Below are 21,607 nucleotides of genomic sequence, written 5' to 3'. Positions count from 1 at the left end.
CATGACCGCGTTCGTAGCCCTGCTGCGCGCGGTCAATGTCGGAGGCACCGGCAAGCTGCCGATGAGCGAGCTCAAAGCGATGTGCGAAGAGCTCGGTTTCGGTGCCGTGCGCACCTATATTGCGAGCGGCAACGTCGTCTTCACGAGCCGCAAGTCGGAAGCTGCAATCAAGACCGCCCTCGAAAAGCGCCTGCACGCCTACGCCGGCGCGCCGGTTGGTGTGCTCGTGCGCAGCGCTGCCGAGATGGCACAAGTCTCGGCCGACAATCCTTTTCCAAAGGCTGCGCCCAACCGCACCGTCGCGATCTTCCTCGACAAGGCGCCACCTGAAGACGCACTTACCGGCATCCGCGGCCAGAACAACGAAGAGCTCCGCCTCGGCCGCCGCGAGATTTACGTGCACTATGGCGACGGCATGGGGACGTCGAAGCTCGTCATCCCCGCCGCCAAGACCGGTACCGCGCGCAATATGAATACCGTCGCGACCCTGGCGAAGATGGCCGCGGAACTCTAGCTGACCGAAGACGACATCGCACTGTTGGGGAGACAAGCATTGAAGGCTTATCTGGTGCTCGACCTCTCGGTGGACGACTTTGCCGGCTTCAAGACATACATCGCTGAAATTCCCGGCTTCATCGCCAGGCACTCTGGGCGCTACATCGTCCGCGGCGTGGAGCCGACCACGATCGAGGGTGATTGGGCGCCCGAGCGCCTCGTCATCATTGAATTTCCGGAGCGCGAGAAGGCCCGAGCTTTCCTGGACGATCCCGACATCCAGGACCTCTTCGAGCTGCGCCACGCCACGACGACGAGCAAGCTGCTGCTCGCCGACGGCTGCACCTGATCGCTGTGCGCCGCCTAGGCCAGCTTGAGCGCGGCGATCCCCATCAAGACGAGGGCGATGCCCGCAAGCTTCATCGCGCTCAAGGTCTCGCCGAACAGCACGACGCCCATGACGAAGGTGCCGGCAGCCCCAATGCCGGTCCACACCGAATAGGCGACGCCAACCTCGAGCACTTTCAGAGCGCGTCCAAGCAGGACAACGAAGGCGGCGAGCAGCACCAGCGAAACCATGCTCCAACCGATGCGCGTGTAGCCCTCCGCGTACTTCATCGAGATCGCCCAGCCGACATCGAGTGCGCCGGCGATCACCAGCATCAGCCAGGCCAGAGATTGCGACATAGCTCAGGCCGCGAGCTTCAAGAGATGCGCGTCGTGGCGCACCAGGAAGGCGCGCAGCAACTGCGGATAGTCTGCGCCGACCGCCGTGCGCACGCTCGGACGTTTTGCGAGCTCGCTCCGCCACGCGCGCACCTTCGGCACATCGCTGAAGATGCCGTGCTCGGTCAGCTCATCGAACAGATCGAAATAGCGGAAGACCGGCGCGAACACCGCATCGACCAGGCTGAACGCGTCTCCGGCGAAGAACGGGCCCGCGCCAAGCGCGGCTTCGACGCGCGCAAACTTTGTCACCAGCGCCTGGCGCTTGCTTTCGAACGTTGCGGGATCGGTCGTGGTCTCCAGGCCCCAGAGATCACCGAGGATCGCCGAGCCGAACTCCATCCAGGCACGGTGTTCGGCTCGCTTCAATGCATCGGTCGGATGCAGCTTCGCGCCGGCTTGCGTCTCCTCGATGTACTCGCAGATCACATTGCTCTCGAACAGCGCGACCTCGCCCTTGTCGGTTGTCACCACCAGCACCGGCACCTTGCCGAGCGGCGACAGTTTTAAGAACCAGTCGGGCTTGTTGGCGAGATCGATATCGACCCGCTCGAACGGCACGCCTTTCTCCTTGAGCGCGATCACGGCGCGCTGCACGTAGGGGCAAAGCTTGTGGCTGATCAATTTCAGTGAAGTGGTCATGGCCATGATCCCGGCGGTTCGGTGCAACTGCATCCAAGATAGATGCAATTGCATGTACCCGTCAAGATCAATGCATCTGCATCAACCCACCGTGACCTCAGGCAGTCGCCTTTAGGGTCTGGCGATCACCCCGCCCGTCATCGGCATCGGCACGCCTGTCGTGGTGGGATAGGACAGCGGCAGGCCCTTTAGCCCGCGCGCGGCGAGGAAGCCGAAGGCCTGCGCCTCGATCGCGTCGGAGGCCCAGCCGAGAGCCTCGGCGGCCTCGACGGTGGCCGTGCCGACCCCCTCCCGCAGCATGCGCAGCATGGTGAGATTGCGGGCGCCGCCGCCGCAGACGACCCAGCTGCGCGGCCGCCGCGGCAGCAACGGAATGATGCGCGCGATCGCAGCCGCAGTGAAAGCGGTGAGCGTCGCTGCGCCATCAGCCGGCGGCACGTCGCCGAGCTTGAGCGCGGCAAAGTCGTTGCGGTCCAGCGATTTCGGCGGCGGGCTTGCGAAGAACGGCAGCTCCAGCGCCCGCGCGATCCAGGCCTCGTCAGCCTTGCCGAGCGCTGCGAACTTGCCTTCCGTATCGAAGGCCTGGTTCATGGTGCGGTACATGAAATCGTCGAGCAGCGCGTTGCCGGGCCCGGTGTCGCAGGCGATCAGCGTGTCGTTGCCGTCGATATAGGTGATGTTGGAGACGCCGCCGATATTGACCACGACGATCGGCCCCTCGCGCGCCAGCGAATTGGCGAGTGCCCGATGGTAGACCGGCACGAACGGCGCGCCCTGCCCGCCAGCCTCGACGTCGGCGGCGCGGAAATCGTGCATCACGGGGATATGGATGGCCTTGGCCAGCGCCGGCGCATCGCCGATCTGCACCGTCAGCCGCCGCTCGGGCCGGTGCAGCACGGTCTGGCCGTGGAAGCCGACGATATCGATGTCCTCCGGCTTCATCCGGTTCTGGGCGATGAAGGCGGCAACCGCCTCGGCATGCGCCAGCGTCACCGCGCGCTCGGCCTCGGCCAGGATCCCCGGCCGGGCATCGCGTCGCGGCAGGTGCACGGCCTCGGACAGCGCCTGGCGCAGCAGATTGCGCTCGGCCGGGCTATAGGGCCGGTAACCGGACGGTCCGAACGCTTTCACCTGTTTTCCGTCGGTTTCGATCAGCGCGACGTCCACCCCGTCCAGCGAGGTGCCGCTCATCACACCGAGTGCCGTCAACATCATGGGATCAGCGTCCTCAAAACACCCCCTCCGGCATGCCGATCTTGTGCCAGAGGGACACATCTTATAATGCCACAGCGCCAAGTGGCGGGCAGCAATCGAGTTCCCAGAGAAGACCCTTAAATTGCTCCCAAAACAGTAAACCAAGAATTGTCAGGCATGCCGACAGATGACTGTATTTAAATCGGATTTCCTCAACACCCTGCAGGAACGTGGTTTCATCCACCAGTGCTCCGATTTCGAGGGGCTGGACGCGCTCGCCGCCAAGGGCGAGGCGATCGCCTATGTCGGCTACGATTGCACCGCTCCCTCGCTGCACATCGGCAACTATTTGACCATGATGCTGCTGCACTGGTTTCAGCAGTCCGGCAACAAGCCGATCACGCTGATGGGCGGCGGCACCACCATGGTCGGCGACCCCTCCGGCAAGGACGAGACGCGCGCGATCCGCACCGTCGCCGAGATCGAGGCCAATAAGGCTTCGATCCGCGGCGTGTTCGCAAAGGTGCTGCGCTATGGCGACGGCAAGAGCGACGCCATCATGCTCGACAATGCCGAGTGGCTGACCAAGCTCAACTGGATCGAGATGCTGCGCGACGTCGGCCGGCATTTCTCGGTCAACCGCATGCTGTCGATGGACTCCGTGCGCCTGCGCCTCGAGCGCGAGCAGGAGATGAGCTTCATCGAATTCAACTACATGATCTGCCAGGCCTACGACTTCGTCGAATTGGCCAAGCGGACCGGCTGCCATTTGCAGATGGGCGGCTCCGACCAGTGGGGCAACATCATCATGGGCGTCGATCTCGGCCGGCGCATGGGCACGCATCAGCTGTTCGCGCTCACCACGCCGCTGCTGACGACCGCATCGGGCGCCAAGATGGGCAAGACCGCGCAAGGCGCGGTGTGGCTCAACGCCGACCAGTTCTCGCCCTATGATTTCTGGCAGTACTGGCGCAACACCGAGGACGCCGACGTCGGCAAATTCCTGAAACTGTTCACGACACTGCCGATGAGCGAGATCAGGAAGCTCGAAGCGCTCGGCGGCTCGGAGATCAACGAGGCCAAGAAGGTGCTCGCCACCGAAGCGACCGCGCTGCTGCATGGTCGCGACGCAGCGAACGAAGCGGCCGAGACCGCACGCCGCACCTTTGAGGAAGGCGCGCTCGCCGAAAGCCTGCCGACGGTGGAAATTCCGCGCGGCGAGCTGGAGGCCGGCATCGGCGTGCTCAATGCCTTCGTCAAGGCGGCGCTCGTCGCCTCTAATGGCGAGGCACGGCGCCAGATCAAGGGCGGCGGCCTGCGCGTCAATGACGAGGCCGTCACCGACGAGAAGATGGCGCTGTCAGCGGCCGATCTGACGCCGGAAGGCGTGATCAAGCTGTCCTTCGGCAAGAAGAAGCACGTCCTCATCAAGCCTGCATAGGCGTATGAGCTTTTGATGCTTGTCAGGGCGCGCCGAAGCGCGCTCCCTGACGGGCAATGGACCAGAACACGCCCAGGGAAACGGCTGCGACGCAGCAAGGCGCGGTGCGCACTGCGCTCGTCGTGCTCGCACTGTGCTTCACGCTCGCTGTGCTCGGGCGGGGCTTAAGCGAAAGCTTCACCGTCTTCCTCAAGCCCATCTCCGAAAATTTCGGTTGGGACCGCGCGCAGGTGGTCTCGATCTATTCGCTGACCTGGCTCATCAGCGGACTGACTGCGCCGCTGGTTGGCCGCCTGTTCGACCATTCCGGACCGCGCATCGTCTATGCGCTCGGCCTGTTGCTGCTCGGTTCGGCCTTCCTGATCGCAGGCCATGCGCAGGCGCTCTGGCAATTCCAGCTTTCGATCGGATTGTGCGTCGGCATCGGCGTTGCCTTCATCGGCAACGTGCCGAACTCGATCCTGCTCGGCCGCTGGTTCGGGCCAAAGCTGCCGACCGCGATGGCGGTGGTGTACTCTGCGATGGGCGGCGGCGTGCTGGCGCTGCTGCCGGCCTCGCAGCTGCTGATCGATCATCTCGGCTGGCGCGAAACCTACCAGCTGTTCGGCGTCGCCACACTAGGCCTGCTGGTGCCGCTGATGCTGCTGCCGTGGCGGCTGTTCGCGACGGGCTCGCCGCATGTCGCCAAGAAGACCGATCCTGATTTCGTCGACCACGGCTGGACGCTCGTCAGCGCGATGCGTCACCACGCTTTCTGGGCGCTGTTCTCGACCTTCTTCTTCACCGCGGTCGGCATGTACTGCATCGCCGCGCAGATCGTCGCCTATCTGATCGACGCCGGCTTTCCGCCGCTGCAGGCTGCGACCGCCTGGGGCTTTTCGGGCGTCGTGCTGGTGTTCGGCATGATCGGCGTCTCCGCACTCGACGGGCTGATCGGGCGCCGGCCCTCGGTGCTGCTGAGCTACGCGGTCTCGATCCTCGGAATCTTCCTGCTCTGGCTGCTTCAGTATTATCCTGACGTCATCCTGCTCACCGGCTTCGTCGTCTGCTTCGGCAGCATGATGGGCTCACGCGGGCCGCTGATCACGGCAACCGCGATGAAGATCTTCAGGGGCAAGCGGGTCGGCACCATCTTCGGCACGATCTCGATCGGCAGCGGGCTCGGCTCGGCCTTCGGCTCCTGGAGCGGCGGCCTGATCCATGACGCCACCCATGGCTACAACGCGTTGCTCGTCTTCGCACTTGCAAACGTGATCCTCGGAATGATCCCGTTCCTGATCGTGCCCGCCTTGCGGCGCTAGGTTTCCCGGAGGTAACCTGCGCTCATTGGTGTCACCGGGGAATTACGGACGGACGCGGCGCGAATGTGCGTAAAAAATGGGGATGGCACGTGGCTCAAATCACGGCCTGCGGTGTTTTGTCCGACATGACAAAAATGTCAGCGCAAATTGGCCTGGCGCAGCTTGCAGGGCGGAACCGAATGCGGTCCTAGTCGCAACATTGGATGGAGGGCACAAACCAATGAACTTTCCCTATCTCACTCGCTTTCAGCCGGTTCTCTTGAGCCTGTTTCGCTTCATCACCGGACTGCTGCTGTTCCAGTACGGTGTCGCCAAGCTGTTCAAGTTCCCGGTGCTCCCCTACTTCGCCGACATCCCGCCGCTGATCTATGTGGCCGGCACGCTCGAGCTGGTGCTCGGCGCGACGCTGATGCTCGGCCTGTTCACGCGGCTGACGGCGTTCATCCTGGCGGGTGAAATGGCCTTCGCCTACTTCATGGGCCACGTGATGAAGACCGGCACGCCGGTGCTGCTGCCCCTGCTCAACGGCGGCACCGCCGCGATCCTGTTCTGCTTCGCCTGCCTCTACATCTCGGCAGCGGGCGGCGGCTCGGTCAGCGTCGATGCGCTGATGGGCAAGGAGAGCGACGCGCCGGGCGGCGCCTTCGCGCGGCGCTGACGCGCGCTCAACCGACCCACAGACCGGCACTGGCGTTTCGCCGGTGCCGGCTCAGCGCGAGCCCAGCACGTTCCAGATGAGAACGAGGGCCGCCACGAGCAGCACGGACATGATGATGCGATGAACGAATCGGTTCATTGCCCGTCCAGCCAGGCTCGATCACCACCAAAGTCCGAGATCGTTCTCCTCCCGCAAGAATACGGGCGCACGGCATCGCATCGCGATTTGCCTGCACGATTGCGCATAAGGCTGCGACGAGTCGCGGACGCGGCAGGCCGCAGCATGCCTGTCTTCATGATTGGTAAGAAGTTCATGTTACGGATGATGACAATAACAACCATTTCGTAGGGGCTGTGATGACGCTGCTGAGCCACCTGAAGATCCGCACCAAGCTTGCCAGCATGGTCTGCCTCGCAGCTCTGACCGTCACGGCCATCATCGCGGTATCGACCGTCCTCAGCAAGAGCCGCATGATGGACGACCGGGTCCAGCAGATGAAGGCCGCGGTCGATCTGCTCCACGGCCTCGCGCAGACTTTCCAGGACGACGCCGCCGCCGGCAAGTTGACGGTGGACGACGCCAAGCTGCAGTTTCGCCAGCGTGCCCGCACCATGAAGTTTGGCGGCGGCCAGGGCTATCCTGTCGTCTACAATTCCGACACGTCGATCCTGGTCAACGGCGCCAATCCACAGCTCGAAGGCAAGATTACAGGCGCCACGGATTCCAATGGCGTCCTGATTGCCGATGCCCAGCTCAATGCCGCCAGGCAGGCGCCGCAGGGCGGCGTCACATCCTATCTCTACCCTCGCCCCGGCCAGACCGAGCCCGTCCGCAAGACCGTGTTCGTCCGCCAGTTCACGCCCTGGAACGCGACGATCAGCTACGGCCTCTATGTCGACGATATCGACGCCGACGTACGCGCGCTCACGCTCGAGCTCGCCGCGATTGGCGCCGGCCTGATGCTGCTGATGGCGACGCTGTCCTGGCTGATCGCCCGCGACGTGCTCGGCGCGCTCGACCGTCAGAAGACCCGCATGCAGGACATCGCGGACGGCGCGATCGACAAGCCGGTCGAGGAGACCGATCGCGGCGACGAGATCGGTCGTATGGCGGAAACGCTCGACGTGTTGCGGCAGACCGCCTTGACGGCGCGCACGCTGGAAGCCGAACAGGTCGCGGCCAAGGCCCGTGGCGAGCAGGAAAAGCGCGACGCCTTGATCTCCCTCGCCGATCGCTTCGATGCCTCGGTCGGTCAGCTCGTGGGTCTGATGGCCTCAGGCTCCGGCGAGCTGGAAACCACGGCCAAGTCGATGTCGTCGACCGCCGAGGGCACCAACCGCCGCGCCGCCGTGGTCGGCTCGGCTGCGACCGAAGCCAGCCAGCGCGTCCAGACGGTGGCGGCCGCCGCCGAAGAGCTCTCCTCCTCCATCACCGAAATCAGCCGCCAGGTCGCGCAATCGGCCGAAGTCACCGGCCGCGCGGTCGAGAGCGCGCGCCACACCGACACCATCGTGCGCGCACTGTCGGACGGCGCCCAGCAGATCGAGCACGTTGCTGAGCTGATCTCCAGCATCGCCGCGCAGACCAATCTGCTCGCGCTCAACGCGACCATCGAGGCCGCGCGCGCCGGTGAGGCCGGCCGCGGCTTCGCCGTCGTCGCCTCCGAGGTGAAATCGCTGGCGAGCCAGACCGCCGAAGCCACCCGCGAGATCGGCGACAAGATCGCCCAGATCCAGGGCGCGACCAAGGAAGCCGTCGACGCCATCGGCGGCATCACCGCCACCATCGAGGAGGTCAGCCGCATTGCCACCTCGATCGGCGCTGCGATCGAGCAGCAAGGCGCGGCCACCGCCGAGATCGCCCGCAGCGTCTCGCAGACCGCCGAGGCCACCAAGGAAGTCACCACCAACATCGGCGGCGTCAGCTCCGCGGCCAACGAGACCGGCAACGCCGCCGGCATGGTGCTCGCGGCCGCGTCGAACCTCTCCAGGCAGGCCGAGCAGCTCTCGGGCGAAGTCGGCACGTTCCTGGCGGGCGTGCGCGCGGCGTAAGCTGCGCGTCTCGTTGCATAAGCATTCACAAGAGGTCGTCATGGCCGGGACAAGCCCGGCCATGACGCTGTGGAGACTTCAGGGGCCGCCCCGATAGAACGGACTCGGCGCTAACGGCGTGCCAGGCTGCAACCGCTCGACAACGGCCTTGCCGTTGCCGTCGGGCTGTCGCCGGACTGCGCCGACGGAAGCTCGTCGATCGGCGAGTTCTGCTTGCCGGTGTTGAACTCGAAGATCTTGCGGAACAGGCCCGGCGCCATCGCCGAGATCGGATTGACGCGCATCAACGGCGCCGCCGGCGTACCGACAACCTCGTAGGTTACGCCGATCAATCCCTCTTTGTCGCCGTTACCGAGGAAGAGGCCGAACAACGGAATCTGGCCGAAGATGTTGTTCACGCCGTACATCGGCACGAAGGTACCGCTCATGCAGACCTGGTTGCCGGGAAAGTCGACCGAGCCTTCGATGGTGGCGCCGATCATCGGTCCCTTGACCACGCCGTCGCGGATCGTGAGCGCGCCGTTCTGCCGCGTGAACTCCGCGCGCAACGCCGTGAAGGTCACGCCGTTCTGCGTGCCGTTAGGGGCGCCCGCCGCAACGCGATCAAGCTGATCCATTCCCTTGACCGCGAAGTCGCGCACGTTGATCAGGCCTTCCCTCGTCGTAGGCTCCGACGTCGGCGGCTCCATTGCCACCACCATCTGGCCACCGAAGACCTTGTTGGTCGTGTCGGTGAACTTCAGCAGCGATCCGGCATCATTGGTCTGGAGATAGATCACCTCGCGGCTGCCCTGCGCGCGCCCACCGCGCAGATCGGCCGCCACCGGGGTGTTTTGGCCGATCCTGCCGCTGAGCGAGAACGCCTTGATGGCCCCGCTGCGCTTCGACATCTTGGCATCGACGCTGCGCATCGTCTCGCCATTGAATCCGGCGACCGTGCCGAGCTTCACGTCGATGTCGAAATCGACGTTTTTCAGCTTGCTCTTGCTGTCATCCTTGGAATTGCCTGAGATCGCCGACTTCAGGAAGCCGCGGCCGTCGAACACGTCGCCGCGCATGGTGCCCCGGACCACGCCGTCCTGACCGCGCTCCACCTTCAGCGACGTCTTGTCGCCGTCGGAAGGTGAGTAGACCGGGAAGTTCGCATTCATCAGGTCGCCGTTCGGGTCGACTTCCAGCGAGCCCCTGATCGAGGCGCCGCCGCCGTCGATGACGATGTCCTCGAGCCGCGTCGATTGTGCCGTCGGCACCACCTTGAAGGTCGCCTTGCCCGCCTTGCCCGGCAGCTTGACCCAACCGGGAAGGATGTTGTCGAGCTTGACCGAGGTCAGGTCGGCCTCGATGCCAAGCTTCGTCGTCTGGTCGGGGCCGCCGGCAATCTTGCCCGACACCTTGATCGGCACCGTTCCGCTGACGGCGGGACTGAGGTCGAAGCCAAGACGGGCACGGCTGGCGTCGTCCAGCGTCGTCTGCAGCTTGACGTCCGCGTCGCCATCGGTCGCCTTGCGGTAGTCGAGCGAGGCCGCCTGTCCATTGATCTTGACGTCGCCCTTGACCTGGTAGCCCTGGTTGTTGGCGACGATCTTGAGATTGTTGGCCTCGAGCTTCTGGTTCATCACCAGCTTGTCGGCGGCAAAGCCGTTGAGGTCGGCGGTGACGGCGTAGACGGTGTCCGCCTTGGTCAATCCACCCGTCACCGGCAGGCCGAGCTGGATGTTCGCCGTGAACGTGCCCTTGCTGGTGTTGGGATCGACGACGGTCGACGACAGATCGCTCAACCGGTCATTGGACAGCATTTCGGCCGCCGCCGGCACCGGACCATCGACACGGAAGCGGGTCCGCGAAGGCGAGGGCTTCGGCGCCATGTCCGGCACCTCGAAGGTGAAGTCGGAGATCGTGATCTTGCGGCCCGCGGGCGTATCGGCAATGCCCTGGGCGATATTCACGGTGGCGGTGCGTCCGGTGACGTGCGCCTTCAGATCGGCGTCGTGCACCACCGGCATGCCGTCAACCGGACGAACCGCGACGCCGCTTGCCACGATGTTGACCGACAGACCGTCATCGGGAATCGGCGGTCCCTTGCGCGGAAGGTTCCGCGTCGGCGAGTTGATGCCGACCTCGATGCGCTGGAGCGTGCCACGCTCGATCCGCTCGATCACCCATTGGCGCAATTCGGGCACCACCAGCGTCGGCCACATCCGCTTCAGCGCGGAGGCCGACATCGGCGTCCCCGCAAAGCCCAGCGTCAGGCGCGGCTCGCCGGAATAGTCGATCGCACCAGTGCCGGCGACGCCGATCTCGCCGTTGGAGATGTCGGCCTGCGTCAGCACCATGCGCTTGTGATCGGTGTCGAAGCGGAATCCGATCGCGATACGGTTGAAAACGAGCGGCGGCTCGTTGTCGATGCCGCCGAGCAGGATCGAGCCGCCGCTGAAGCCGAGCTGCCAGTCATTGGTGGTGCCGTTGGGCGGCTCGATATGGGCGAGCAGCGTCAGGCGATTGGCGCCGGAGAGGATCTTGAACGGTGCGACCAGCACCCGCCGCCCCGCGTCCCACTCGACGTTGATCTCGGCCGAGTCGATCGCCATCGGATAATCCGGCGTATCGGTGTCGATGATGTTGCCCGCGCCGATCGTGACCTTGCCGCGGAAGAACGTCGGCACGCCGTCGCGGCCGAGCTCGCCCTTGAGCTCGCCGGTCAGAGGCAGATCGGCCGTATAGGTGAGGTCCTTGACGCGCAGCGCGAGCAGGATGTTGGCGGTCGACACCTTGTCGGCGCGGATATCGATCGAGCGTACGCCATTCTCGCTCGGTCCGATCGTGGCGCGCAGCGACCACGGGCGAGTGCCCTCTTCGCCGAAACTGAGCGCGATGCCGCCGTGGGTCGGCCGGCGCAGGCTGAGCGTGATGTTCTCAAACGTCCATTTGCTGCCGCGCTGCTGATCGTCGACGATCAGATTGCCGTTCTTGAGACCGATCTCGTTGAGGTTCTGGCCGTCGAGGCCGGTCAAGCTCAGGCTGTCGAGCCAGTCGAGGCCCTGAAGAATTCCACTCTGCGCGGCGGGCTGAGCTGTGGCCTGGGACGCGTCCGGAGTTGCTGGCCCTATCCCGAAAGGTGGCGGCGGGACGCCGTTACGCGGGAATGTCGGCGGCAGGCCCGCTTCTCTCCTGGACGCGACGCCGGTTGCGAGCGGCTTCGCCGTGTCGCCGGCGGACACCGTGACGGTCCCGTCAGGTGCGATCCGGATCGCGAGCTCGGCATCGACCAGGTTGAGGCTTTCGGCGCGCAGATGCCCTGTGAGAAGCGCTGCCCCCGACAGCCTTACCTCGGCCTTCGGCGCGCTGGCGACGATGGCCTTGTCATGATCGCGGACGATGATGTCGCGGATGCGCACCGCAATCCGGATTCGCCCGGCGCGCTCGATCTGGGTGCCGCCGACCTCCACGGTGTTGCCGTGGCCGATATTGTCCTCGATGGCCGCGGCGAGCCAGGGCGTCGCCATGTCGAGGTTGATAGGACCGGCGCCGAGCCGCCACCACAGCGCGCCAAAACAGCCGACGAAGATGACGATCAATGCGCCGAAGACGACGGCCGTCCGGCGCACCCAGCGGCCGCTCGGCAGCACCCGGCGAAACAAGGAGAAACCGTCACCGACCGGGATGCGCGAACTGGAACGCGACAGCAGGCGGCGTGCGCGATGCCCCGCCTCCTCTTCCTGGTCTTGATCCCAGTCGGCTTCGTGCCATTCCGGCTGCTCGTGATGGCCGCCGTGCCGATCGAAGTCCCGATTGTGATCCTGGGGCGACTTATTCCTAGCCATTGCCTCTCGATACAGGCGCCCGTCGTAGGATTGAGCGCCGCCGGGACCGCAGCCGTCGACGGGAATCGACGCTCCCCGCCCCGGCATTGCCGCCATACCTCGAATGTTCCTGCTGTTCGTCATTTCGCCCCGGGAGCGCGTTCAACGAGCAGTGGGGTGGTGCGTGGAATTCCTTGTAACCATACTCCGTCGCCGCCAAAATTGCCCAGCCGAGGGCGCGAATCCGGCACACCGGACGAGAGCTGCAATACCGCTTTGGTTGACCCGCCGAAAGCGACGAAAGGAAGGCGTATGTCCAAGAAATCCCGAAAGAAATCGTCCAAAACGCCCTCCGGCAGTCCGACCGCTAAAAAGATGCCTCAGAAAACACGGGCATCGACTCAAACAATTGGCGCGAAAACACAGCCGGCATCGGCAAGCAAATCAGGCAAAGCAGGCGCCGAGCCAACATCGCATAAGGCCGCATCGAAACGGTTAAAATCTTCTGAAAAGGCCTCTAAACCAGCAGGTGCGGCGGCCGCCGTTTCGGCAAAGTCGTTGTCAGCCAAGTCCTTGTCGTCGAAGTCCTTGTCGTCGAAGTCCTTGTCATCGAAGTCCTTGGCCGAGGGCCAGAAGGCGCCGGCCTTCCGCCTGCCCCGCGACGGCGGCAACATCGTCACCCTGTCGGACTATGCCGGCCAGAAGCTTGTCCTGTTCTTCTATCCCCGCGCCGACACGCCGGGCTGCACCCGCGAGGCGATCGACTTCACCCGGCTCAAGGACGCCTTTGCCGCTGCCGGCACCGCCGTGCTCGGCATTTCGGCCGATCCGTTAAAGGCCCAGGAGAAGTTCCGCGACAAGCACAGCCTCGGCATCCCCCTCGTCTCGGATGAGCAGCATGAGATGCTGGAGGCGTATGGCGCCTGGGGCGAAAAATCCATGTATGGCAAGAGCTTCCTCGGGATTCTTCGCACCACGGTGCTGATCGGGCCTGACGGCCAAGTGGCCAGGATCTGGCGCAACGTCCGGGTCGATGGCCATGCCGACGATGTGCTGCTAGCCGCAAGAAGTCTTTAACCAGCCCGTTAAAATCGAGCGCTCCCGTTTCCGGAAAATTAACCATGACAGGCCCAGATTGCCGCGGCAATTAGGCCGCAAGGAACCGTTCCGACCGGCGCGGGAGTGCCGATGTCGAAAAGTTCTGCCCAATATTCGCAGTACCCCCAGCATCATTCCCACGACCACGGACGGGCCTTCCATCGCCGTCCTGCTGCGGCAGCTGTTGCGATTCCCCTGCCCGACGCCGATGACGCCTACACCATCGTGCATCACGGCAAGCAGGTCCGCCTCGGGCCTGTCGTGTTCTGGATCGTGGTCGGCACCGTCGTCCTGCTCGGCCTGTGGTCGGCAGCGACCGGGACCTATTTCGCTTTCCGCGACGACGTCCTGACCCGGCTGATCGCGCGTCAGGCCGAGATGCAATACGCTTATGAGGACCGCATCGCCGAGCTGCGCGCCAAGGTCGACCGCACCACCAGCCGGCAATTGCTCGACCAGGAGCAGTTCGACCAGAAGCTCGACCAGATCATGAAGCGCCAGACGGCGCTGGAGTCACGGGCGACAGCGCTGGGCGCCATGCCCGATGTCACCGGATCGATTCCGCGCTCGACGCCGCAGCGTGGCGACGCGAACCAGACGACGACGCAAGGCACACCCAAACCGTCGCCGATCAGCGATACCGTGATCTTCGTGGCGCCGCCCGACCGGGAAGCCCGGCTCGAATCGCGCGCGCCGGCCGTGATCGCCCCGCCGGTCAATCAATTCGCCAAGAACCAGGGCTTTGACAATGTCCTGGTTCGCCTGACGACATCGCTCGATCAGGTCGAGCGCCGCCAGGTTGCGGCGCTCAGCGCCGTCGAGGAGGGCATGGATTCGCGAATGCGGCGTATGCGCGGTGTGGTCAGCGACCTCGGCCTGAACATGGCCAGTCTCGAGGCCGCCGTGCCGCGCGCAGCGATGGGCGGCCCGTTCGTGCCGGTGAAGCTCACCGCCAATGCAAGCCCGTTCGAGAAGCAGCTCTATCGCATCAACATCACCCGCACCGACATGGACCGGCTCAACCGCACGCTGGCGCAGGTGCCCTATCGCAAGCCTGTCGTCGGCGAGGTCGAATTCACCTCCGGCTTCGGCGTGCGCAGCGATCCCTTCCTCGGCCGGCCCGCGATGCATACCGGCCTCGATTTCCGTGCCGCGACCGGCGATCCCGCGCGCGTCACCGCCAACGGCAAGGTGGTCTCGGCCGGCTGGTCCGGTGGTTATGGCCGCATGGTCGAGGTCGATCACGGCAACGGGCTGTCGACCCGCTACGGCCACCTCTCCGAGATCAACGTCAAGGTCGGCGAAATCGTGAAGATCGGCCAGGTCATCGGCCTCGTCGGCTCGACGGGACGTTCGACCGGCCCGCATCTGCACTACGAAACCCGCATCGATGGCGAAGCCGTCGACCCGCAGAAGTTCTTGCGCGCCGGCGTGCGGCTCAGCGCGGGCTAGAACTGGCCCCTGCTTCACTAAGCATGCGTGGCGCTTGCTTCAGACACGAGGCTGACATGCTTTCAGGAAGAATTTGAGTCCTGCCTCGATCTCTTGTTCGACCATCCCTTCCGTGGTGAGATCGCTGAGGCCCAGCACAATCAGCAGCGGTAGTTCGCCGCGGACCAGGCTCAGAAACTGTTTGGCGGCTTCCATCGAGTCGTCAAATTCCAGGAGCTTCGCGGCTCTGGCCTCTTCGAGGAATTGAGATAGACGCCGAATCGTCGCCTCGGGCCCGCTTTCATAGAAGAGCCGGGCGAGTACGGGAAACCGGCCGCTCTCGTTGGCGATGATGCGCACGAAGGCGACGTCTTTTCGATGAATGAAGGCGTTGAGGTATTGCTTGGCAAACTCCCGCAGGGCCTCCGACAATCCGGCCGACAGTTTGGGCAGCGGCAGGTCGCGTTGCAGGCTGTCGCACTCCGCCACGATCAGTGAGGCGAACAAGGCCTCCTTGCTCGGAAAATATGCGTAGAGCGTGGCCTTCGACACGCCGGCGGCTTTGGCGATGGCCTCCATACTGGTCGAGGAGAAGCCCTGGTCGAGAAATAACTGTCGCGACGCGCGGGTGACGATGTCCATCTTGCGGCCCGCCGGTACGCTCGACTGCTCAGGAGCGGCAGCGGCGATGGTCTCGATCAATGTCGGCTCTCCGTCGGCTCGCGAATCGGTGTCATCCGTTATCGACGCGCACAATGACCGCGCATCACCAACTTGAAAGAACAAAGAGGTGGACCTGGTTTGGTGCCGCCGCCAAGCTTTCTCTCGACCAGAAACAAAACTACACAGTTCAGTACTGTTGACAAGGCTCGGCCGCCCGGTCAAGTACTGAACCGTTCAGTTTTTTGGCGAGCGCCTGATGTCGGTCAGAACACTCCTTCGTATAGGTGGCTTGATACCTCTGATTCAGGCCACGATTTCTTTGGGAGGCTGCGCGGTCGGCCCGGATTTCGAAGCGCCGGCTGTGCCGGCAGTGGACGGTTACGCGGCGGGCGGATTGCCGGCCACCAAGGCCGCGGGTGGCCCTGGCGGTGCGACGCAGCGGTTCGTGAGCGGCGCAGACGTGCCGGCGGTCTGGTGGCAGGTGTTTCGCTCACGACAGATCCAAGCCTTTGTGCGGGAAGCAATCGACAACCATCCGGACCTCATCGCCGCGCAGGCAGCGCTGCGCCAGGCTCGGGAAGTTGCGGCGGCCGACACCAGCGCGCTCTTGCCGTCGATCACCGGAGACGCCAGCGTGACGCGCAATCAGGTGTCGTCGGCACAGTCCGGCCTCACAGGGCCGGCATCCCTGTATACGCTCTACAACACGTCGGTCCCGGTTTCATTCACACCGGACATCTTCGGCGGCAAGGCGCGTGGAATCGAGGCTGATCTTGCCAATGCCGACTACCAGCGCTTCCAACTCGAGGCGACCTACCTCTCATTGACGGCGAACGTCGTGACGGTCGCGATCAGCGATGCGTCCTACGAGGCACAGATCCGCGTTACCGAGGAACAGATCGACGGTCAGCGTCAGCTGGTTGCGCTGCTCGAACAGCAGTTCGCGCTCGGCGCCGTCTCCAACAGCGACGTGCTGACACAGAAGGCGCAGCTGGCGCAGACGGTCGCCACCCTGCCGCCACTCCAGAAGTCACGCGCGCAAAATCGCAACCAGCTGATGGCTTATCTCGGTCGGCTGCCGAGCCAGGACAAGAGCGAGGCGGTGCCGCTGGCAAACCTGCGTCTGCCGCGCGACCTGCCGGTCAGCGTGCCTTCGCTGCTGGTACGGCAGCGCCCGGACATCCGTGCCGCCGAAAGCCAAGTGCATCAGGCCAGCGCGAATGTTGGTGTCGCAACGGCCAACATGCTGCCGAACGTGACTCTGTCGGCCTCGGGCGGCAGCTCGGCGTTGGCGTTGTCGGCGCTCTACGGGCCGCAGACCACGGCCTGGAGCGTGGCCGCCAGCGTTACGGGGCCGATCTTCGATGCGGGCTCTCTATTCCACACCAAGGAGTCCAAGGTCGCGGCCCTGGAGCAGAGCAGTGCGAAATATCGCTCGACCGTGATCACCGCGTTCCAGAACGTCGCTGACTCGCTGCGCGCGATTCAATCGGACTCAGCGCTGCTGAAGGCCCAGGTCGAAGCGGAGAAAACCGCAGCCGAAAGCCTGAAGATGTCCCAGGCCCAGTTCAAGGCCGGCTCCACCACGTTCATCTCCGTCATCAACGCCGAACAGACGCTGCTGACCGCCCGGCTCAACCGCGTGAAGGCGCAGGCCTCGCGCTACGCCGACACCGTGGCGCTTTACCAGGCCCTCGGCGGCGGCTGGTGGAATCGCGTTGATGAATCGCCCGCCGCCGAGGTGAGGCCCGCGGGCGTCGCCGCGATCTTCGCGCCCGCAGGAGCCCTGCCGGTGCAGCCGGCCCCGCCAGCCAACTAACGCGAAAGACCGACGCCATGTTAAAGCGCATGTTGATCATGCTGTGTGCCATCGGAGCGGTGTTTGCCGCCCTCGCCTGGTTCGTCAATTTCCGCGCCGGCATGATCAGCCAGGTCATGGCCTCGCTCGCTGATCCGCCGCAGACGGTATCGACGACCGCGGCGCAGGTCAGCGACTGGCAATCCTCGTTGACCGCAATCGGCACGTTCCGCGCCGTGAACGGCGCAGATCTCTCGCTGCAACAGGCCGGCATCGTGGACGGCATTCATTTCGAGTCCGGCAAGGATATTGCCGCCGGTGACACGTTGCTCGATCTGCGCATGGAGGACGACGTCGCCAAGCTGCAGTCGCTGCAGGCCACCGCCGACGGCTTTGGCATCACGTTGCGGCGTGACCAGGGCCAGCTCAAGATCAATGCGGTCAGCCAGGCCACGGTCGACAGTGACGTCGTGAATGAGCGCAACGCGTTGGCCCTGGTCGCCCAGCAGCGTGCGCTGGTGGAACAAAAGACATTGCGGGCGCCGTTTGCCGGCCGCCTTGGCGTACGTCAAGTCGATGTCGGCCAATATCTGACCGCAGGCACCACCATCGTCACGCTACAGGCTCTCGACCGCCTCTTCGTCGATTTCACGCTGCCGCAGCAGGCGATCGATCAGGTCAAGGTCGGACAGACCGTGGTGGCGCGCGTCGACGCCTTTCCGGACCTCAGCTTCAAGGGCGTGGTGCAGGCATTCAACTCAAAGGTCGATCAAACTAGTCGCAACATTCAGGTCCGCGCACTTTTTGACAACTCGGACCGCAAGCTTCTCCCCGGCATGTTCGCGCGGATCGACGTGCGTGTCGGCCCGCCCACGAGCTACCTCACGCTGCCGCAGACCGCGATCGTCTACAACACGTATGGAGAATCGGTGTTCCTCGCAGTCAAGAGCGACGCACCGGGCAAGCAGGGATTGGTCGCCCGCCAGACCTTCGTCAAGACGGGCGCCACCCGCGGCGACCAAGTGGCTGTGGTCTCGGGTCTCGATCGCGGCGCGACCGTCGTCACAGCGGGTCAGGTCAAGCTGCGCAACGGCACTCTGCTGAAGCTCGACAACTCCGTCCCGGTGACCAACGACCCCAATCCCGCACCCGTCGATCAGTAAGGGGGGACGTCAATGTCTTTCACCGACATCTTCATTCGTCGGCCGGTGCTTGCGATGGTCGTCAGCCTGATGATCCTGGTGCTGGGCCTGAAGTCGATGACTTCACTGCCGATCCTGCAATATCCACGCACACAGAATGCGATCGTCACCGTAACGACAACCTACTACGGTGCGGATCCGACGATCGTCGCCGGCTTCATCACCACGCCGCTTGAAAATGCGATCGCCCAGGCCAATGGCATCGACTACATGACGTCGACCAGCCTGTCCGGCACCTCGACCATCACCGTCAACCTGCGGCTGAACTTCGATTCCGGCAAGGCGCTGACCGAGATCAACACCAAGGTAAACTCGGTGCTCAATCAGCTTCCGAGCGGCGTCCAGCAGCCGGTGCTGACGGTCAAGGTCGGCCAGACCATCGACGCCATGTATCTGGGTTTCAGCAGTGACGTGCTGGCGCCGAACCAGATCACGGACTATCTGATCCGCGTGGTTCAGCCCAAACTCCAAGCCGTGCCTGGTGTGCAGACCGCGGAATTGCTTGGCAACAAGACGTTCGCCCTACGCGCCTGGCTCGATCCGATCAAACTTGCAGCGTATGGCCTGACCGCGACGGATGTGTCGACTGCGCTGTCCAGCAACGACTATATTGCCGGGCTTGGCACCACCAAAGGCCAGATGGTGCAGGTCAACCTGACGGCCGCGACCAATCTGAAGTCGTTGCAGGAGTTTCGCGATCTTGTCGTCAAGCAGGCGGGCACCTCCAACGTCAAGTTGTCGGATGTCGCGAACGTCACGCTGGGGTCCGAGGATTACGATTCGTCGGTCGGATTCAACGGCAAGCGCGCGGTCTATATCGGCATCCAGGTTGCGCCAAATGCCAACCTGCTCGACGTCGTCAAGGGCGTTCGCGCCGTCTATCCCGACATCAAGGCCCAGCAGCCGGAGGGCTTGAACTCAGAGATCATCTACGATTCCACGGAGTTCGTGAACAGCTCGATCAACGAGGTCATCCATACCTTGGTCGAAGCGCTCCTGATCGTCACCGTAGTTGTGTTCTTGTTTCTCGGCTCATGGCGTTCGGTGCTGATCCCCGTGATCGCCATCCCGCTGTCGCTGGTCGGCACCTTCACCATGCTGCTGGCGCTCGGCTTCTCGATCAACCTCCTGACGCTGCTGGCGCTGGTGCTGGCGATCGGTCTCGTGGTCGACGACGCCATCATCGTCGTCGAGAACGTCAACCGCCATCTGGCCGAGGGCACCAAGCCGTTGCAGGCGGCAATCGTCGCCGCGCGGGAGCTATCGGGGCCGATTTTGGCCATGACGGTCGTGCTGATCGCTGTCTACGTTCCGATCGGCTTCCAGGGCGGCTTGACGGGTGCGCTCTTCACCGAATTCGCCTTTACGCTCGCAGGCGCAGTCGCAGTCTCGGCCGTCATCGCGTTGACCCTGACGCCGATGTGCTGCGCCTTCATTCTCAAGCCGCCGAACACCGGAAAGCCGACGCTCGAAGATCGCGTCGTCGGTTTCATCGATGCCCGGATGGAGGCCCTGCAATATCGATACCGGCGGTTGCTCGAAGGCAGCCTGAACACGATTCCGGTCACGGTCGTTTTTGCAGCCCTGATCCTGAGCAGCATCTACTGGCTCTACACGAATTCCAAGAACGAGCTGGCGCCAGAGGAGGATCAGGGTGCGATCCTGATGCAATCGACGCTGGCACCGAACGCTACACTTCAGCAGAAGCTGCAGTATTCTGCCGAAGTCTACCGGCGCATCTCGGCTCATCCCGAGACCGCAGCGGTGTTCCAGCTCGATCTCGTCGGAAGCTCGATCGCAGGCTGGGTACTCAAGCCCTGGGACAAGCGCGACAAGACGGCGGCGGAACTACAGCCGGTGCTTCAGCAGGAGATGGCAGGGATTGCCGGGGCCAAGATCGTGGCGTTCCAGCTGCCGCCCCTGCCCGGGGCGAGCGGCCTTCCGGTCCAGTTCGTGATCCAGACCACGGACCCGTTCGAGCGCCTCGACGGCATAGCGAAAGCCTTCACCGCGGAGGCTCTGAAAAGCGGCAAGTTCATCTTCCTCGACAATGACCTGAAGGTCGACCAGCCGCAAACCTCAGTCGTGATCGATCGCGAAAAGACGGCACAGCTCGGGCTGAAGCTCAGCGACGTCGGCGGTGCGCTCGCCAACATGCTGGGCGGCGGCTACGTGAACTATTTCGGCCTGGACGGCCGCTCCTACAAGGTCATTCCTCAGGTCGAACAGCGCCAGCGACTGAATGCCGACCAGGTGCTGGACTACTATATCAAGACTGCCGACGGCACGTCCGTTCCGCTATCGACGGTGGCGTCGCTGAAAACGACCACGGTTCCGCAATCGCTGAACCATTTTCAGCAGGTCAATGCCGCCACCATCTCGGGCGTGGCCATGCCCGGCGTGATCACCGGCGAAGCGCTCGCGACGCTGAAGCAGATCGCGGACCGCACGTTGCCCAAGGGCTACACCATCGATTACGGCGGGCAGTCGCGGCAATTCATCCAGGAATCATCAGGTTTCGCGACGACTTTTGGTTTCGCCCTGATCATCATCTTTCTGGCACTATCGGCCCAGTTCGAAAGTTTCCGTGATCCCCTCATCATCCTGGTCTCGGTGCCGATGTCGATCGCCGGCGCGCTGATTTTCATCATGCTGGGCATCAAGGGCGCCAGTCTCAACATCTATACCGAGGTCGGACTCGTCACGCTGATGGGACTGATCAGCAAGCACGGCATTCTCATCGTCGAGTTCGCGAACGAGCTGCAGCATGCCGGCCGCCCCAAGCGTGACGCGGTCATCGAAGCGACTTCGATCCGGCTGCGCCCGATTCTGATGACGACGGCGGCCATGGTGATCGGCGTGATGCCGCTGATCATCGCCTCCGGTGCCGGCGCGGCCTCGCGCTTCAACATGGGACTGGTCATCGCCTCGGGACTTTCGATCGGAACGCTGTTCACCCTGTTCGTGGTGCCGGCCTTCTATGTGCTGCTTGCCGCTGATCATTCCGCAGCGGCGGCAGCTGAGGACACGGCGATCGTCGATGCTGCCGGTCCGCCATCGGGCGGCGAGCCGCGCGCGGCTCATTGACGGAGGCGGATGACAATCCA

The 21,607-nt window shown here is 64.0% G+C and carries 16 protein-coding genes; 11 read left to right on the top strand and 5 right to left on the bottom strand.

The features are described from left to right. The first annotated feature begins 1 nt into the window (after position 1). Positions 2 to 514 (top strand): DUF1697 domain-containing protein, encoded by a 513-nt coding sequence (locus V1280_RS04860; RefSeq protein WP_334519731.1) that lies wholly within the window; start codon positions 2 to 4, stop codon positions 512 to 514. Positions 515 to 553: 39 nt separating this feature from the next. Further along, the gene (locus tag V1280_RS04855; RefSeq protein ID WP_334519729.1) at positions 554 to 844 is read left to right on the top strand and encodes a DUF1330 domain-containing protein; all 291 of its coding nucleotides are present in this window, start codon (positions 554 to 556) and stop codon (positions 842 to 844) included. Positions 845 to 858: 14 nt separating this feature from the next. Here the strand turns inward: V1280_RS04855 and V1280_RS04850 are convergent, their stop codons facing one another. The 3 genes from V1280_RS04850 to V1280_RS04840 form a co-directional block, all read right to left on the bottom strand. Continuing rightward, complete coding sequence (locus V1280_RS04850) at positions 859 to 1,182, bottom strand: DMT family transporter (protein ID WP_334519726.1); 324 nt, start codon at positions 1,180 to 1,182, stop codon at positions 859 to 861. Positions 1,183 to 1,185: 3 nt separating this feature from the next. Next, positions 1,186 to 1,863: a glutathione S-transferase family protein gene (locus tag V1280_RS04845; RefSeq protein WP_334519723.1), complete on the bottom strand. Its 678-nt coding sequence runs from the start codon at positions 1,861 to 1,863 to the stop codon at positions 1,186 to 1,188. 111 nt (positions 1,864 to 1,974) lie between these two features. After that, a complete protein-coding gene (locus V1280_RS04840; protein ID WP_334519720.1) occupies positions 1,975 to 3,078 on the bottom strand; it encodes an anhydro-N-acetylmuramic acid kinase in 1,104 nt (367 codons plus the stop codon). Between the two features lie 166 nt (positions 3,079 to 3,244). Here V1280_RS04840 and tyrS point away from each other — a divergent pair, with 166 nt between their 5' ends. The 4 genes from tyrS to V1280_RS04820 all read left to right on the top strand — a co-directional run bounded on the left by tyrS (position 3,245) and on the right by V1280_RS04820 (position 8,508). Further along, positions 3,245 to 4,498, top strand: coding sequence for a tyrosine--tRNA ligase (gene tyrS, locus V1280_RS04835; protein ID WP_334519717.1), 1,254 nt, complete (start codon positions 3,245 to 3,247; stop codon positions 4,496 to 4,498). A 56-nt stretch (positions 4,499 to 4,554) separates the two neighbouring features. Further along, complete coding sequence (locus tag V1280_RS04830; protein WP_334519714.1) at positions 4,555 to 5,799, top strand: MFS transporter; 1,245 nt, start codon at positions 4,555 to 4,557, stop codon at positions 5,797 to 5,799. 220 nt (positions 5,800 to 6,019) lie between these two features. After that, positions 6,020 to 6,457, top strand: coding sequence for a DoxX family protein (locus tag V1280_RS04825; protein WP_334519711.1), 438 nt, complete (start codon positions 6,020 to 6,022; stop codon positions 6,455 to 6,457). A gap of 356 nt (positions 6,458 to 6,813) precedes the next feature. Next, a complete protein-coding gene (locus V1280_RS04820) occupies positions 6,814 to 8,508 on the top strand; it encodes a methyl-accepting chemotaxis protein (protein ID WP_334519708.1) in 1,695 nt (564 codons plus the stop codon). A gap of 110 nt (positions 8,509 to 8,618) precedes the next feature. On the opposite strand, the gene V1280_RS04815 is transcribed toward V1280_RS04820, so the two are convergent. Then, on the bottom strand, positions 8,619 to 12,416 hold the full coding sequence (locus tag V1280_RS04815) for a YhdP family protein (RefSeq protein WP_334538176.1): 3,798 nt from the start codon (positions 12,414 to 12,416) through the stop codon (positions 8,619 to 8,621). Positions 12,417 to 12,620: 204 nt separating this feature from the next. Between V1280_RS04815 and V1280_RS04810 the strand changes: the two genes are divergently transcribed. Continuing rightward, a complete protein-coding gene (locus tag V1280_RS04810) occupies positions 12,621 to 13,385 on the top strand; it encodes a peroxiredoxin (protein ID WP_334519705.1) in 765 nt (254 codons plus the stop codon). Positions 13,386 to 13,496: 111 nt separating this feature from the next. After that, a complete protein-coding gene (locus V1280_RS04805) occupies positions 13,497 to 14,858 on the top strand; it encodes a M23 family metallopeptidase (protein ID WP_334519702.1) in 1,362 nt (453 codons plus the stop codon). Positions 14,859 to 14,897: 39 nt separating this feature from the next. On the opposite strand, the gene V1280_RS04800 is transcribed toward V1280_RS04805, so the two are convergent. Then, positions 14,898 to 15,539, bottom strand: a complete 642-nt coding sequence (locus tag V1280_RS04800; RefSeq protein ID WP_334519699.1) for a TetR/AcrR family transcriptional regulator — start codon at positions 15,537 to 15,539, stop codon at positions 14,898 to 14,900. Positions 15,540 to 15,756: 217 nt separating this feature from the next. On the opposite strand from V1280_RS04800, the gene V1280_RS04795 reads away from it, so the two are divergent. Genes V1280_RS04795 through V1280_RS04785 form a run of 3 tightly spaced genes read left to right on the top strand, consistent with a single transcriptional unit; the run spans position 15,757 to position 21,587 of the window. Beyond that, a complete protein-coding gene (locus V1280_RS04795) occupies positions 15,757 to 17,319 on the top strand; it encodes an efflux transporter outer membrane subunit (RefSeq protein ID WP_334519696.1) in 1,563 nt (520 codons plus the stop codon). A gap of 17 nt (positions 17,320 to 17,336) precedes the next feature. Then, complete coding sequence (locus tag V1280_RS04790; RefSeq protein WP_334519694.1) at positions 17,337 to 18,461, top strand: efflux RND transporter periplasmic adaptor subunit; 1,125 nt, start codon at positions 17,337 to 17,339, stop codon at positions 18,459 to 18,461. Positions 18,462 to 18,473: 12 nt separating this feature from the next. Further along, entirely contained in the window at positions 18,474 to 21,587 is a 3,114-nt protein-coding gene (locus V1280_RS04785) for an efflux RND transporter permease subunit (protein ID WP_334519691.1), read from the top strand. Positions 21,588 to 21,607: the final 20 nt, after the last annotated feature.

It is taken from the genome of Bradyrhizobium sp. AZCC 2230, from assembly GCF_036924495.1.
Taxonomy (GTDB): domain Bacteria; phylum Pseudomonadota; class Alphaproteobacteria; order Rhizobiales; family Xanthobacteraceae; genus Bradyrhizobium; species Bradyrhizobium rifense.
This window is presented reverse-complemented; position numbering and strand designations above follow the sequence as displayed.

Coding starts and splice junctions, on each gene's coding strand:
- V1280_RS04860 (WP_334519731.1), top strand. CDS start 2: ATGACCGCGTTCGTAGCCCTGCTGCGCGCGGTCAATGTCGGAGGCACC.
- V1280_RS04850 (WP_334519726.1), bottom strand. CDS start 1,182: ATGTCGCAATCTCTGGCCTGGCTGATGCTGGTGATCGCCGGCGCACTC.
- V1280_RS04845 (WP_334519723.1), bottom strand. CDS start 1,863: ATGACCACTTCACTGAAATTGATCAGCCACAAGCTTTGCCCCTACGTG.
- V1280_RS04840 (WP_334519720.1), bottom strand. CDS start 3,078: ATGATGTTGACGGCACTCGGTGTGATGAGCGGCACCTCGCTGGACGGG.
- tyrS (WP_334519717.1), top strand. CDS start 3,245: ATGACTGTATTTAAATCGGATTTCCTCAACACCCTGCAGGAACGTGGT.
- V1280_RS04830 (WP_334519714.1), top strand. CDS start 4,555: ATGGACCAGAACACGCCCAGGGAAACGGCTGCGACGCAGCAAGGCGCG.
- V1280_RS04825 (WP_334519711.1), top strand. CDS start 6,020: ATGAACTTTCCCTATCTCACTCGCTTTCAGCCGGTTCTCTTGAGCCTG.
- V1280_RS04820 (WP_334519708.1), top strand. CDS start 6,814: ATGACGCTGCTGAGCCACCTGAAGATCCGCACCAAGCTTGCCAGCATG.
- V1280_RS04815 (WP_334538176.1), bottom strand. CDS start 12,416: ATGCCGGGGCGGGGAGCGTCGATTCCCGTCGACGGCTGCGGTCCCGGC.
- V1280_RS04810 (WP_334519705.1), top strand. CDS start 12,621: ATGTCCAAGAAATCCCGAAAGAAATCGTCCAAAACGCCCTCCGGCAGT.
- V1280_RS04805 (WP_334519702.1), top strand. CDS start 13,497: ATGTCGAAAAGTTCTGCCCAATATTCGCAGTACCCCCAGCATCATTCC.
- V1280_RS04795 (WP_334519696.1), top strand. CDS start 15,757: ATGTCGGTCAGAACACTCCTTCGTATAGGTGGCTTGATACCTCTGATT.
- V1280_RS04790 (WP_334519694.1), top strand. CDS start 17,337: ATGTTAAAGCGCATGTTGATCATGCTGTGTGCCATCGGAGCGGTGTTT.
- V1280_RS04785 (WP_334519691.1), top strand. CDS start 18,474: ATGTCTTTCACCGACATCTTCATTCGTCGGCCGGTGCTTGCGATGGTC.